At 48.6% G+C, this 13,217-nt stretch carries 14 protein-coding genes; 8 read left to right on the top strand and 6 right to left on the bottom strand.

Translation table 11 applies throughout. The features are described 5' to 3' along the window. The first annotated feature begins 137 nt into the window (after positions 1 to 137). The 4 genes from Q5L94_RS10430 to cysE all read left to right on the top strand — a co-directional run bounded on the left by Q5L94_RS10430 (position 138) and on the right by cysE (position 3,081). On the top strand, positions 138 to 764 hold the full coding sequence (locus Q5L94_RS10430) for a c-type cytochrome (RefSeq protein ID WP_317498347.1): 627 nt from the start codon (positions 138 to 140) through the stop codon (positions 762 to 764). 608 nt (positions 765 to 1,372) lie between these two features. After that, on the top strand, positions 1,373 to 1,786 hold the full coding sequence (locus Q5L94_RS10425) for a GTPase-activating protein (RefSeq protein WP_317498346.1): 414 nt from the start codon (positions 1,373 to 1,375) through the stop codon (positions 1,784 to 1,786). Beyond that, complete coding sequence (locus tag Q5L94_RS10420) at positions 1,786 to 2,244, top strand: DUF2489 domain-containing protein (protein WP_317498345.1); 459 nt, start codon at positions 1,786 to 1,788, stop codon at positions 2,242 to 2,244. The genes Q5L94_RS10425 and Q5L94_RS10420 overlap by 1 nt, the downstream gene beginning before the upstream one ends. 9 nt (positions 2,245 to 2,253) lie before the next feature. Further along, positions 2,254 to 3,081 carry a serine O-acetyltransferase gene (cysE, locus tag Q5L94_RS10415; RefSeq protein ID WP_317498344.1) on the top strand — a complete coding sequence of 276 codons (828 nt, stop codon included), beginning with the start codon at positions 2,254 to 2,256 and terminating at the stop codon, positions 3,079 to 3,081. Here cysE and Q5L94_RS10410 read toward each other — a convergent pair. From Q5L94_RS10410 to Q5L94_RS10400, 3 genes are all read right to left on the bottom strand, one after another. Beyond that, the gene (locus tag Q5L94_RS10410; protein WP_317498343.1) at positions 3,078 to 4,649 is read right to left on the bottom strand and encodes a PAS domain-containing methyl-accepting chemotaxis protein; all 1,572 of its coding nucleotides are present in this window, start codon (positions 4,647 to 4,649) and stop codon (positions 3,078 to 3,080) included. The genes cysE and Q5L94_RS10410 overlap by 4 nt on opposite strands. Before the next feature lie 168 nt (positions 4,650 to 4,817). Continuing rightward, positions 4,818 to 5,024, bottom strand: coding sequence for a cold-shock protein (locus Q5L94_RS10405; RefSeq protein WP_011233297.1), 207 nt, complete (start codon positions 5,022 to 5,024; stop codon positions 4,818 to 4,820). 183 nt (positions 5,025 to 5,207) lie between these two features. Further along, complete coding sequence (locus Q5L94_RS10400) at positions 5,208 to 5,753, bottom strand: hydrolase (protein ID WP_317498342.1); 546 nt, start codon at positions 5,751 to 5,753, stop codon at positions 5,208 to 5,210. 199 nt (positions 5,754 to 5,952) lie between these two features. Here Q5L94_RS10400 and purE point away from each other — a divergent pair, with 199 nt between their 5' ends. Next, the gene (purE, locus tag Q5L94_RS10395) at positions 5,953 to 6,444 is read left to right on the top strand and encodes a 5-(carboxyamino)imidazole ribonucleotide mutase (protein WP_011233299.1); all 492 of its coding nucleotides are present in this window, start codon (positions 5,953 to 5,955) and stop codon (positions 6,442 to 6,444) included. Further along, positions 6,441 to 7,529 (top strand): ATP-grasp domain-containing protein, encoded by a 1,089-nt coding sequence (locus Q5L94_RS10390; protein ID WP_317498341.1) that lies wholly within the window; start codon positions 6,441 to 6,443, stop codon positions 7,527 to 7,529. The genes purE and Q5L94_RS10390 overlap by 4 nt, the downstream gene beginning before the upstream one ends. Before the next feature lie 36 nt (positions 7,530 to 7,565). Here Q5L94_RS10390 and Q5L94_RS10385 read toward each other — a convergent pair whose 3' ends face one another. The 3 genes from Q5L94_RS10385 to Q5L94_RS10375 are packed head-to-tail and all read right to left on the bottom strand — an operon-like array spanning position 7,566 to position 11,073. Beyond that, on the bottom strand, positions 7,566 to 8,216 hold the full coding sequence (locus Q5L94_RS10385) for an alpha/beta hydrolase (RefSeq protein ID WP_317498340.1): 651 nt from the start codon (positions 8,214 to 8,216) through the stop codon (positions 7,566 to 7,568). After that, complete coding sequence (locus Q5L94_RS10380) at positions 8,216 to 9,037, bottom strand: prephenate dehydratase (RefSeq protein WP_317498339.1); 822 nt, start codon at positions 9,035 to 9,037, stop codon at positions 8,216 to 8,218. Before Q5L94_RS10380 ends, Q5L94_RS10385 begins: the two co-directional genes overlap by 1 nt. Beyond that, a complete protein-coding gene (locus Q5L94_RS10375; protein ID WP_317498338.1) occupies positions 9,034 to 11,073 on the bottom strand; it encodes a S9 family peptidase in 2,040 nt (679 codons plus the stop codon). Before Q5L94_RS10375 ends, Q5L94_RS10380 begins: the two co-directional genes overlap by 4 nt. A 139-nt stretch (positions 11,074 to 11,212) precedes the next feature. On the opposite strand from Q5L94_RS10375, the gene alr reads away from it, so the two are divergent. Next, complete coding sequence (alr, locus tag Q5L94_RS10370; protein WP_317498337.1) at positions 11,213 to 12,304, top strand: alanine racemase; 1,092 nt, start codon at positions 11,213 to 11,215, stop codon at positions 12,302 to 12,304. A gap of 131 nt (positions 12,305 to 12,435) precedes the next feature. Beyond that, on the top strand, positions 12,436 to 13,217 hold a 782-nt coding region (locus Q5L94_RS10365), incomplete at its 3' end, for a cytochrome ubiquinol oxidase subunit I (RefSeq protein WP_317498336.1).

Raw genomic sequence — 13,217 nt, 5'->3', positions numbered from 1 at the left:
ACAGTATCTCCAATGATCATTTAGCAATTGATTCGGTTTTAATCATTTAATCCACACAAGTTTTGTGTAAAATAGCAATCTGCTTAAGGTGATTTATTGGGGCGCGTGGCGCCATCCAGAACAGAAGAGAAGCAAACATGAAAAAATTCGCAATCTTTTTGGGACTTTTCTTCGGTACCGCCGGTATCGCAGTAGCACAAAGCGGAGACGCTGAAGCCGGAAAAGAGAAATCGCAAGTTTGTGCGGCTTGCCATGGACCCAATGGTGAATCTCCGACCGATATGTATCCGCATTTGGCCGGTCAGCACGAAAAATATTTATTCAAGCAGCTGAAAAACTTTAAATTGGCTTCAGAAACCGGTGGCGAAGAAGGTCGTAACAACGCCATTATGATGGGGCAAGTCGCTTCGTTGTCAGAACAAGATATGGCCGATCTTGCTGCGTTTTATGCAGCAAAAGACGAACCGAAAGGTGAGACACCTGAGGACATCGTTGCTAAAGGCGAAGACTTGTTCCGCCGCGGAAACCCAGAAACCAATATGCCTTCATGCGCTGGCTGTCACGGTCCTCGGGGAAACGGTATGGGGTTAGCTGCTTTTCCTGACATTTCAGGCCAGCATGCCGCATACACCAAGTCTCAGCTAGAAATGTTCCGTAGTGGTGAGCGTGCAAACGACCCGAATGGAATGATGCGAGGCGTTACAGAGAAAATGACAGACGAGGAAATTGAGTTGCTGTCTAAGTTCTTGAGTGGCTTGTATTAAATTCGTATTTGCGAATAGAAAAGCGGCCTCGGCCGCTTTTTTTATGAGCATAAGAAATTTTATGAGCGACGTGCTTTTTTTCTTGTTAACAAAAAGTAATAAAAAAGTTGTTTCTTAGATCAATAAAATCATTGAATTAATATTTGGTTCAAGTAGTCTTAACAACGCTCGGGGAGCTTCCATGCAGAAAAAAACAAAAAAAAGATGTTAAAAGTCCTTGAGAAAATAATAAAAAGACTGTAAAAATACAGCTGACTCGACACAAAAAAATAACAAGAGGTCGAGAGGTTATCGAAAAGTCAGATATTATCTTATTTCTCGATAATCCAGGGAGTAAAGCCAATAGGCTCGCGGTTGCTCCACTTAATAATAACAATAATAAAAAGCAGACAGGTTACGGAAAACCGCAATAAAAACTCGGAAACAGTGACAACCATTCTCATAGTTGCAGTGCGCTGCCAATGTTATGAGCGAATCAGGCGATGTGAGAGCATCGCCTTTTTTCTTGCCTAAAATCCATTACAAACTTGTAATTCGGTGCTTCCCACTGACGTAATTCATGTTATTGCGTTACAATAGACCATATTAGTTGTTATCCAGGAGCGACCATGACTCGCCGCAAAAAAACACGCAAGGCCGGACCACTGGCACAGCCTAAAACTCCCCGAGATGCACGCGCAACAGATGCGGCATCCAAGGGCAAGAAAAAAGGAAAGGGACAGGCTCCCGGTCAGCGACATTCATCGGCTAAAGTTCTGCAACAAAGCAAAACAAAAGGGGATGAGAAAGATCCCCGGCACGGAAGTCGCCGTAAAATAGCTTTGGTGATGACACCTGAGCAGGAGCTGAAGCAGTTACAGGAAGATACCAAACTGCAGCTACTGGCTGAACGCTTTGAAAACGATGAGTCTCTGACAACAGAAGAGCAAAGCTATCTTGACGAGAAATCTGAGCGTTACGAGCAGCTGATAGCGAAACTGGGTTATGAACTCGATGAAGAATGGGACGACGAGGAGAGCTAATGTCCAGCGAATTCTATTGGATTATCGCCATTGTAGGCGTATTGATTATTGTAGCTCTGGGTTGGTACGCTTCGACTTTACTGTTGCGCTTGCGTACTCAGACTCAAGTTCGCGAAGCTGCGGTGCAAAAGCGCGTTGACCGTATTGATGAGAGCATTATTACCATAGCCAAAGCAATGCAGCAGGAGCAATGTCCGCTGTCTGAAGGATGTCTGAGGATCGTGGTCCTGCTTGATCATCGACCTGAAGCGGTTGATTACGATTACTCAAATGACTACCCTGCGATGCACGATATGTATGAGAAAATAAAGCATATGCCGACGCATGAGTCGCGTAAGAAATTCCCGAAGAAGAAAGTGAAGGAAATGGACGACCAGCGCGAGGGCTATGAAAAGTCGATGCGCGATATTATTCTTGCTGACGTTGATAAGCTATTAAAGCAATTTCCAGCGGCCTGAGGAGGCGGCATGGCGTTTTTTAAAGGTATAAAGGAAGATATAGCCAGCGTTTTTTCAAGAGACCCAGCTGCGCGTAACACCATGGAAGTGTTATTTCACTATCCAGGACTTCATGCCACCTGGTTTCACCGCATAAGCCATAAGCTTTGGGGCTGGAAACTGTATTGGCTTGCCCGCTTTGTGTCTAATATTTCACGCTGGTTTACTGGTATCGAGATCCATCCCGGGGCTAAAATTGGCCGTCGCTTCTTTATCGACCACGGTATGGGGGTGGTTATTGGTGAAACTGCGGAGATTGGCGACGATGTCACTCTTTATCATGGTGTCACTCTGGGTGGTACAAGCTGGAATAAAGGTAAACGACACCCGACGTTAAAAGACGGAGTGGTTATCGGTGCCGGCGCTAAAGTGCTGGGTCCGATTACGGTCGAAAAGTCCGCCCGCATTGGTTCTAACGCTGTCGTTGTCCGTGACGTACCCGAGTTAACAACGGTAGTAGGTATTCCGGCTCGTGTAGCTCAGTCTGGTGTTGATAAAGAAACGACTGAGCGGCGCAAGAAAATGGCTCAGGAATACGGTTTTGATGCTTACGCTATCTCGGCAGATAATCCTGACCCAGTGGCAACGGCAATAGGCCGAATGCTTGATCATGTGCAGGTGCTGGATAACAAAGTGTCAGACCTGTGCCAGGCGGTTAATAAGCTTGGTGGTGATGTCTGCGGAGAGATCCCTGAAGTTGATATGGATGACGTCGAGTTTCTGGAAGAAAGCGAACGCGCCGCTAAACGACGCGCTCACAAAGATGATGCTTCTGTATCAGACGATCAGAACCATTAACTTTTTAAGTTAAAGCGCTCGATCAATGAATACAACTCTTTGCTGGTATTTTGCAGTTCGTTGCTTGAGTGCTGAGTTTGGTCTGCCGTTTTTTGAGTCTCGCTGGCAGTATCGGCAATCTGAGTAATTTGTTCACTGATATGGTCGGCAACACCACTTTGTTCTTCGACAGCAGACGCCATTTGCGCTGACATGTCAGAGATATCCCGAATTGCCACTGAAATCTCACCAAGCGCGCTGTCTGCTAAACGAACTTTTTCCACCCCCTCCGACGCTGCCTGCTCGCCTTGTTTCGATACTTCTACGGCATTACGGGCACGGTCGCGCAGTTGCTGAATAACTTTGTGAATACCTTCGGTAGACTGAGTCGTTCTGGACGCCAGAGAGCGAACCTCGTCAGCGACCACGGAAAACCCGCGGCCATGTTCACCGGCACGAGCGGCCTCAATTGCGGCGTTCAATGCCAGTAAGTTGGTCTGATCAGCAATAGATGAGATTAAATCCGCAGCCTCGCCGATAGCCCCGGTAGATTGATCAAGCTCTTCCACCGTTTTGGCGATTTCTTTTACTGCGTCATGCAACCTGATAATAACTTCACTGGCTTCTCTTGCCAGCTCGACACTTTCGTTAATGTTGGTTTTGGCTGATTCGGCTTGCTCCGCATTACGTTCTATTGTGTCGGCTACTTCCTGAATGGCGGTGGCCATTTGGTTCATCGCGGTTGCCGTCTGCTGTGTCGCTGCGGTTTGTTTATCGACATGCTGACTGCTCAGCTGCGCCTGATTGTATGTATCTTCGGTCACTTTAAGAAGACCGCCAACCGCATCTTTCATTCGGCTTAAGGCGGTTCGGTTACGCGCGCCTTCGCTAATAAGCTGCATCGCAAGCCTGGCTTCCCGGCCCTGCTTGTTGAAATAAGTCCTACCGACCAGCTCAGAGTCGAAAGCGTCAGGGCGTAAAGTTAACAACCCTTGCAACATACGACCAACATAGGCCCCATAAGCAAGTGTTGATACCGCTGTACCTGCTAACGTGATAAGTGCCGCTAAGGGGTTGCCGAGTGAGGCTATAATGGCACTGGCTATGGCACCGGGAACTATCACGGGTATTAAATCTTTACAGCCCAACCATACACGCTTGCCAAATGGAATGGCATGTTTACCGGCGTTCAGTCTGTCGTAGATACCTTGTGCGCGTCTTTTAAGTTCATCTGAGGTGGCAACCCGCACCGATTCGAAACCCACGGGCTTATCGTTTTCCATTATTGGTGTGACATACGCACTGACCCAATAATGGTCGCCACTTTTACAGCGGTTTTTAACTAAGCCCATCCAGGGTTTACCGCGTTTAATGGTTTTCCACATATGCTCGAAAACGCTGGCCGGCATATCGGGGTGACGCAAAAGGTTGTGCGGTGAACCAATTAGTTCGTTGCGTGTATAGCCACTAATATTAACGAAGTCTTCGTTACAGTGTCTGATGACCCCTTTTAGATCGGTTGATGATATCAACCGATAGTGGTCTGGAAAGCGGTTTTCCTTTCCTGTTACCGGACCATTATTTTTCATAAGCGCCTTAAAGTTGTTTGATTAATATCAATATTAGTAAGGTTATCGTGATTTTCTAGAAAAAGTTTAGCGAAGTAGGCATTTAGCCATAAAAAAACGCCGCTAAAAGCGACGTTTTTGAAATTCTTTGTGTAAACGTCCGATACCCCTGGGGGCAGCGAAGGTTCCTTACATAGGAACTACGTTTTCAGCTTGTGGGCCTTTAGGGCCTTGAGCTACGGTGAAAGAAACCTGCTGGCCTTCTGCCAGAGTTTTAAAACCGTCAGACTGAATAGCGCTGAAATGTACGAAAACGTCTGCGCCGTTTTCTTGTTCGATGAAACCGAAGCCTTTAGCTTCGTTAAAGAATTTTACTTTACCAGTAGTAGTAGACATGCTGATATTCCTCGTAGTGCATGTTGAAATCAATGTATTGCTCAAAAAACTTAGGTATTACTTGGACTTACAAAACGAGGTACAGCAAAAAGGACTTCGTAAAAAATCTCAAATCAATAGCCGAAATTTTCTCAGCGGCTTTGAGTATACGCTTAATATAACCCGAGTCAACAATACCTTGCGTTATTTTAACCAGTTACGGCTGATATTGCGGAAAGTATCCGTTCCTGATTTCTCTAACCATTCAAATGCCGCCATTTCAGACGTAATAATTTTAACGCCGGCGTTTCGCATGCGCTCAATGGCGCTGTCCTTATCTGTAGGACGGCGCGAGCCTACAGTGTCAGCTGGTAAGAAGACCTGATAACCTGAAGCCTGAAGCTCTATTGCTGTTTGCAAGACACAGACGTGCGTTTCCATGCCCATAATAACCACATGCTTTTTATTGTATTCAGAAAGCACGTCGCGAAAGGTGTCGTCACGCACCGCACTAAAATGTGTTTTTTCCACCACACGCGCTGCTTCAATAATATCTTGCAGGCTATCAACGGTGTAGCCCAAGCCTTTCGGGTACTGTTCGGTAATAAGAATAGGTAAATCCAGCTGCATGGCAATTTCACCTAGCCAGCGCATACGCGAAGTAACCACATCGCGTTGGTGGATGGCAGGCAGTAACTTCTCCTGAGCATCAACAATCAGTAGTAAAGAGTCTTTCGCAGAAAGTAGCATGATGTATTCCTGTTAGTACTAAGTGATAACAGATACTAACTCTAGCTGATTAACACTACCATCAGCAAAAAGTCTAAACTGAGTTAATAAATTTGGTTAATAATTATGCGTGAAATTTGCAGTTAAGGCGGTCAATGGCTACAATCCCCGCCTTTCCAAATGCAGATGCACATCCAAACAGTAAACAAAAGGTGACACCATGGCTCCGGTATTGATTCTAATGGGTTCCCAGTCCGATTGGCCGGTAATGCAAAAAGCGGCAGAAATGCTCGAGTCTCTGGGCATTAAATGGCAGGCGAAAGTGGTCTCTGCACATCGTACGCCGGACTTGCTTAAATCCACCATGGAACAAGCGGAACAAGATGGTGTGCCTGTGGTTATCGCCGGTGCCGGTGGTGCTGCTCATTTACCGGGTATGCTGGCGGCTTATACGGCCATTCCGGTGTTTGGTGTTCCGGTTCCTAGCAAGCAGTTAAAAGGTTTAGACAGTTTATTGTCCATTGTGCAAATGCCTAAGGGTGTGGCTGTTGGGACTTTGGCTATTGGCGATGCCGGAGCGGCAAACGCAGGCTTACTGGCCGCACAGGTTATTGGCAGCTTCGACAGTGATGTGCGCAAACGTGTACACGAATTCCGCACAGCGCAAAAAGAAAAAGTGATGGCTAACTCAGATCTGGAGTTACCAAAATGAAAATCCTGATCCTTGGCAACGGCCAGTTAGGACAAATGCTAGGTAAAGCGGTTATCCAGCAGGGGCATGAATGCGTTTTATACAGCGACAGACAAGATCAAGTCATGGCTTTGGGCAGCCAGCAGGCGTTATCGATGACGTTAGCGGAAGCGAATGAATGGGCTGACGTCACTACCTGGGAGCACGAGCATTTAGGTGAAGAGCTGGTGGCTAAAGCTGCCGACAAGTTTCTGTTGCAACCTGAGCGCTTTAATCAGCTGGTTGACCGGCGTTCTCAAAAAGCCCTGTGCGATGAGCTGGATATACCGACATCGGCCTGGGAGGCATACGAAAACGTTGCCGAGTTAAGCGCAATTTTAAACACTTGTGACCATGCCGTTGTGATTAAATCTGCCAAAGGTGGGTACGACGGCAAAGGCCAGTGGCGCTGGCGTCCGGGTGACGACATTGCTGCGGTTGCAGAAGATGCCGGACAACGCCCAGGTATTGTCGAAGATATGATCGACTTTACTGATGAGGTGTCGGTTGTCGGTGCGCGTTCACATAAAGGTGAACAGCGTTGTTTCCCGCTGACGTTGAACGTACATACTCAGGGCGTTTTGTCGTATAGCCTGGCGGGTGCAGGGCATTTTTCAAAAGAACTGGAAACCTTAGCCAAAGAACATCATCAGAAACTGACCAATGCGCTGGACTACGTCGGTGTATTAGCCATTGAGTTCTTTGTAGTCGGTGAAGGTGACAACCAACACTTGCTGGTTAACGAAGTGGCGCCGCGGGTTCATAATTCCGGTCACTGGACCATGAGCGGTGCCAACTGCGATCAGTTTAATTTGCATATACGTGCTATTACCGGCTTGCCATTGCCTGACTTACTGATAGCCCCAACGTTAATGGTTAATGTCATTGGTGTTGCCGGTATTCCGGAAGCCTTGTGGGAAGCCGCCGCTGCCGAGTGTCACTGGTACGGAAAAGAAGCACGTCCTGGCCGTAAGGTGGGTCACGTTAATATCATGATCGACTCGTTTGAGCGCGGCGAGAACCTGGCCAGCAGTTGGGCTGAAAAGCTGCAACTGCTGGCTGGCTAAACTTTTTAAAGCTGTAACGTTTCTGTGAATGAGCGCCTAAAACCGCTCATTCAGCCATTTCTGCATATCCTGAACCTGCTCCATACACAGTGAATGTGGCATGGGGTAAGTCTGATACGTTACTGAAAAACCTTTTTCTTTTAATACCGCACAGGCTTTTTGACCCAGAACTTCCGGCACTACCGGATCCTGCGTACCGTGTTGAACCAAAATCGGCAGTTGCGCATTGGCTTCATTTACCTCAATGTCACCGGCGGTAGCAAAGTAAGTGGAATGTGCCATTAAACCGGCCAGTGGTTTAGGGTAGGTTAACGCCGCTTCATAGCCGACCGCGCCGCCCTGTGAAAATCCGGCAATAATAATGCGCTTGCTGTCTATGCCCTGAGCAACTTGTTCGTCGATCATGGCGTGCACTTTGGCTGCAGACTCACGCAGCTGCTGGCTGTCAATTTGGCGGTCAATGCTCATGTCGGTAATGTCGTACCAGGCTGGCATGACCATGCCCTGGTTTATGGTGACCGGCATTTGCGGGGCATGCGGAAATAAAAAGCGAACCTGAGCATTATTAATTTTTATGTGCTCTGTCATGGGTACAAAGTCGTTACCCGACGCACCTAAACCGTGAAGCCAAATAATGACTGCATCGGCGTTACCCGCCGGCTCATGTTTAATAACTTCCAGAGACATTACTGATTCCCTATAGCTGCGGCCGGGTACGAACCCAGCCAGTGAATGTTGTTCATTTTAGCCAACTCCTGCAAAGCGGCTGCTACACCTGGTTCGCTGAGGTGCCCGTCAAAATCAATAAAGAAATGATAGTCACCAAACTGACTGCCCGCCGGTCTTGAAACAATGGAGGTTAAGTTAATTTGCTGTTTTGCAAAAACCTGTAAGCTGTCGACCAATAAGCCCGGGTGATCGTTGTCATCAATGAGCAGCAAACTGCTTTTCCAATGCGTACTTTTATCAAATTCCGGCGTTTCAGATGTTGCGGATAATACCACGAAGCGCGTTTCGTTACGTGGGTTGTCAGCAATGTTGCTGTTCAGAATCTGTAATGAAGCGGGGCAGTTTACGTGCTTGGGAACCACCGCCGCAGATGGCTTTTCAGTGGCCAGCAAAGCATCCAGCGACAATGCATTACTTGCGGTATGGATAACCGGAAGCCCCAATCCATTCAGGTATTGATTGCATTGACCGGCGGCGACGAACTGTGCCCATATTTGCTGCGGCTGAGCATTATTGGCCAGGCACTGAAAACCAACCGGAATGCGAATTTCCGCCTGAATATGCAACGGACGCTGAACCAGGTAGTCCACAACAGGAGAGACAAAGCCCTCGGTTAAGTTCTCAATAGGCACAACCGCAGCGTCGCAGTCATTACCAATAGCATCCAGACAACTTACCAGGCTGTCCAGTAACTGAATTTGGTGTTGTTCTTCGGTTTGATAAAGCCCCGCCGCAACCTCTGAAAAGGTGCCGGCAGGGCCCAGTGTCGCTATTCTCATTTCTTATACTGCTCAAACCAGGCCAGTGCATGCTCAATTTTGGCTATCATATTAGAAGGGCGCGCCGTAACACCGTGAAAAGCACTTGGTACGCGCACCATTGCGGTATCGACTTTTTGCAGCTTTAACGCCTGGTAAAACTGCTCGGTTTCCGATATCGGCGTACGGCGGTCATTCTCTCCTGTAAACAGCAGTACAGGTGTTTCAACGTCACCCACCATAGACAGTGGGGAGCGTTGCCAGTAATGCTCCAGTTCTTCCCATGGCATACCCGGGAACTGGTTGGTAATTTGACCAATTGAGCTGTCAGCCGTCAGCACTTTACTCACCCAGTTAATCACAGGGTTAGTGGCCGCCGCCGCGTTGAAACGATTGGTTAGTCCTACCGCATAGGCTGTAGCTATACCGCCTGCAGAACCGCCGGCAATGAAGAGGTTGTTGGAGTCAGCAATACCCTTATCAATGAGCAAGTCGATGCCAGTCATGTGGTCAGCAAAGTCATAGGGTGACGAATAGTTGCCGTCCAAAAGCATGGCAAAGTCTTTACCGTAAGAGGTGCTGCCGCGATGGTTTACATAAAGCACCACATAGCCTTCGGCAGCGTAACGCTGGTGTTCTGCGGCAAAATGCGGACCGTAAGACAGGTGAGGACCACCGTGTATTTCCAACAGCAATGGATATTCTTTGTTTTTATCGTAATTCGGCGGCGTAATATACCAGCCATGAATCTCTTGACCGTCATAGCGTGACTCATAGCGAATTTCATGAACCTTACCTAGCTTACGGTGGCCAAGCAGGTCTTCATTTAGCTGAGTAAACTGAACCGCTTCACCGCCTTTAGGCTGATAACCGACATCTGCCGGACGGTATTCAGAGCCTTTGGTGTAGGCAATAGCGCCAGTTTGTGAGGCAGTAAATGAGCCCATGGTATAAGGACGGCTGACATAAACGCCGGAAACATCGTCCACCCGATTTGTCAGCTCATTGCTCAAGGTGACATCAGCAACCACGGTTTTCCCCTGGTCGGCGTAAGAAACCGCCAGTGAGTCATTGCCAGTCCACTGTGGCGAGCTGAAAGAACGGTCGAAGTCAGCCTGGAGTTCAGTCTCTGAGCGTTCGCTCCAGTCCATGATCCATAGTTGTGACTTATGGTAAGGCACCGGCTCGTTCGAGCTGTGTAAGTAAGCCAGATGCTCGCCGTCAGGAGAAAATTGCGGCGATGACTCGCGACCGGGTTTGTCGGTCACCTGGGTTACTTCTTTTGAATCTAAGCTAACGCTATACAAGTCACTTTCATTGACCTGATAGGCCCAGTCTTCAGCGCGGTTGCCAGAAAAAACAATATGCTTGTTATCGGCCGTCCAGGCTAAAGGACCACCGTGCCGATAAGGTCCGTCGGTTAGCTGACGAGCGCTGCCACCCTCTGCAGGTACCACAAAAATTTGAGTGTGCGCCGGCTCTAATACGCCACGACCATCACGCTGATAATAGGCTTCCTGAACAATAATGGGAGAGTCAGACCAGTTAGCGCCCTCAGGTTTGGTTGGCTTTTTCACACTTTTAGCAAAAGGCGTAGCTTCGGCTTTAACCGACAGAGTAAAAGCCAGTTGGGTGTCGTCGTTAGACCAGCTAATACTGCCCGGGCTTTCGCTTACGTGAGTGACTTTGGCGGTGCGTTGTTCTTTAATCCAGTGCACATGAATCTGGTTCTTTTCAGAACGGTTAGAGGCAAAGGCAAGGCGAGTACCGTCATTCGACCAGGCGAGGCTGCCGTAGTTAAACTTATCGTCAAAAATTGGTAAATGTTGACCGGTTTCGGTATCAATTAGCCATAATGAGCGCCGGGTATTGTCTTTCATGTCGTCAAAACTGTTGCGGATGTACGCAATGTATTTGCCGTCGGGTGAAATACTGACCTGGTTGGCGTACTCAAGCTGGAAAATGTCGTCCGCCTGAAAGGTTTCTTGTGATAAGGCTGGAACGGAAGTAAAAAGTAACGCTAAGCTACCGACAATGACAGATTGCTTTAACCACATTGTTATTCTCCTTTTGGGTTATGGCTTTACGTTACTCAAGCTTGTGGAGCGATGCAAAGAGTTCCGTTCAAGTTGTTGGAAAATACGGTAAACTGAAGGCCTTTTCGAAAAGCCGGACGAAAATTAAAAAGGAACCCCCATGCACTACCGCCAAACTCGCGCTGAAATTTCTTCCTCCGCTATACAGCACAACGCGAAGTGGGTACGCCGTAAAATGGCAGGTGGAAAACTTCTGGGCGTAGTGAAAGCTGACGGTTACGGACACGGCGTAGCTCCCGCGGTTAAAGCCTTGGCAGAGCTGGTTGATGGCATGGCTGCGGGTTTTATGGAAGAAGCGTTAGCGGTTCGTGAAACCGGTTACAAAGGGCCCTTGGTAATACTAGAAGGGTGCTTCTCAGCGGCTGAACTGGCACTGTGTTGTGAACATCAGTTGAGTCCGGTGGTGCATTGTGAACAGCAACTTGAGTACATTGAGCAGGCAAAGTTGACTAGCCCTTTGTGGGTCTGGTTAAAAGTGGACACCGGTATGCATCGGCTAGGCTGGTCTGAAGAGCAGGCACCGCAAGCATTAAAGCGCCTGCGAGCCAGCAAGAATGTCGCCGGTGTAACCTTAATGTCGCACTTAGCCAACGCCGATGCAGAGCATCGTTTAAACACCCATCAAAAACAGCAACTCTGTCAGTTGTCGGAAACCCTTAACGACTATCAGGCGCGGAGCTTTCACAACTCAGCCGGACTTTTAAACCCGGATACTCAGTGGTCACTTCAGCACAATGACTGGGCCAGAGCCGGTTTACTGCTTTATGGTGTGAATCCGTCTACGGTGACTGAAGTGCAGGCAGAACTGAAGCCTGCAATGCGCTTAGTTGCTCCGGTTATTGCATTGCACCAGTTGGAAAAAGGCGAGTCGGTAGGTTACGGCAGTGGCTGGAGTGCCGAGAAACCCAGTGTTATAGCGACGGTGGCTATGGGCTACGCTGACGGTTACCCGAGGCAGGGGAAGAATGGCACACCGGCAATGGTTCGCGGAAAACGTGTGGGTTTGGCCGGACGAGTCTCTATGGACATGCTGACGATTGATGTTACCGGTATTGAAAATCTGCAGTTAGGTGATGACGTCGAGCTTTGGGGACCTAATATTGACGTGCGAGAAGTCGCCGCCTGTGCTGATACTATTTCCTGGCACTTGCTGACCGGCGTTAGCGGCCGGGTTCCCAGAGTACTTGTATAGGCTTTTCGTTTATTAGCCATACAAAAAGTATGGCATTTATTAGTATTTATCCTACAAGCTTTACATCGACACCCCTGATCTTTGTCAACAAAAGCGTATACTTGAGACAAACCTTAATTAGGGTGCTTGCTATGTTCGAAAGTTTCGACGCACTGTTTTTGGCGCGCTTTCAGTTCGCGTTCACCATCGCGTTTCACATTATTTTTCCTGCTTTTACCATCGGGGTTGCCAGTTACCTGGCGGTTTTGGAGGGGTTGTACTTAAAAACCCGTAACCCGGTGTACCAGCAATTGTTCCGTTACTGGGTGAAGATCTTCGCTGTAGCCTTTGGTATGGGTGTGGTCTCCGGTATCGTTATGAGCTACCAGTTCGGCACCAACTGGTCGGTATTTTCCGATAAAGCCGGTCCGGTTATCGGCCCGCTAATGGGTTACGAAGTACTCACGGCGTTCTTCCTTGAAGCCGGCTTCCTTGGCGTCATGCTGTTTGGCATGAATAAGGTAGGCGAGAAGTTGCACTTCTTCGCCACCCTGATGGTGGCAGTGGGCACGGCTATTTCAGCCTTCTGGATTTTATCGGTAAACAGCTGGATGCAGACGCCCGCCGGTTACGCCATGAATGACGTAGGGCAATTCGTGGTCACCGACTGGTTTGAGGTGGTGTTTAACCCGTCCTTCCCTTATCGGCTGGCGCACATGCTGCTGGCAGCCTACCTGACAGTAGCCTTTGTGGTCGGTGCGGTGGGTGCCTGGCATTTGCTGAAAGACAAAACCAACGCGGCAGCCCGTAAAATGTTCTCCATGGCCATGTGGATGGCACTCATTGTGGCTCCGCTGCAGGTTCTTGTCGGAGACTTCCACGGACTGAATACGCAGGAGCATCAACCGGCGAAAGTCGCGGCAATGGAAGGGCA

The sequence above is a fragment of the Idiomarina sp. Sol25 genome (assembly GCF_033052775.1).
Taxonomy (GTDB): Bacteria; Pseudomonadota; Gammaproteobacteria; order Enterobacterales; family Alteromonadaceae; genus Idiomarina.
This window is presented reverse-complemented; position numbering and strand designations above follow the sequence as displayed.

Bases quoted from the DNA above. Each gene is read 5' to 3' on its own strand.
- Q5L94_RS10430 (WP_317498347.1), top strand. From the start codon at position 138: ATGAAAAAATTCGCAATCTTTTTGGGACTTTTCTTCGGTACCGCCGGT.
- Q5L94_RS10425 (WP_317498346.1), top strand. From the start codon at position 1,373: ATGACTCGCCGCAAAAAAACACGCAAGGCCGGACCACTGGCACAGCCT.
- Q5L94_RS10420 (WP_317498345.1), top strand. From the start codon at position 1,786: ATGTCCAGCGAATTCTATTGGATTATCGCCATTGTAGGCGTATTGATT.
- cysE (WP_317498344.1), top strand. From the start codon at position 2,254: ATGGCGTTTTTTAAAGGTATAAAGGAAGATATAGCCAGCGTTTTTTCA.
- Q5L94_RS10410 (WP_317498343.1), bottom strand. From the start codon at position 4,649: ATGAAAAATAATGGTCCGGTAACAGGAAAGGAAAACCGCTTTCCAGAC.
- Q5L94_RS10405 (WP_011233297.1), bottom strand. From the start codon at position 5,024: ATGTCTACTACTACTGGTAAAGTAAAATTCTTTAACGAAGCTAAAGGC.
- Q5L94_RS10400 (WP_317498342.1), bottom strand. From the start codon at position 5,753: ATGCTACTTTCTGCGAAAGACTCTTTACTACTGATTGTTGATGCTCAG.
- purE (WP_011233299.1), top strand. From the start codon at position 5,953: ATGGCTCCGGTATTGATTCTAATGGGTTCCCAGTCCGATTGGCCGGTA.
- Q5L94_RS10390 (WP_317498341.1), top strand. From the start codon at position 6,441: ATGAAAATCCTGATCCTTGGCAACGGCCAGTTAGGACAAATGCTAGGT.
- Q5L94_RS10385 (WP_317498340.1), bottom strand. From the start codon at position 8,216: ATGTCTCTGGAAGTTATTAAACATGAGCCGGCGGGTAACGCCGATGCA.
- Q5L94_RS10380 (WP_317498339.1), bottom strand. From the start codon at position 9,037: ATGAGAATAGCGACACTGGGCCCTGCCGGCACCTTTTCAGAGGTTGCG.
- Q5L94_RS10375 (WP_317498338.1), bottom strand. From the start codon at position 11,073: ATGTGGTTAAAGCAATCTGTCATTGTCGGTAGCTTAGCGTTACTTTTT.
- alr (WP_317498337.1), top strand. From the start codon at position 11,213: ATGCACTACCGCCAAACTCGCGCTGAAATTTCTTCCTCCGCTATACAG.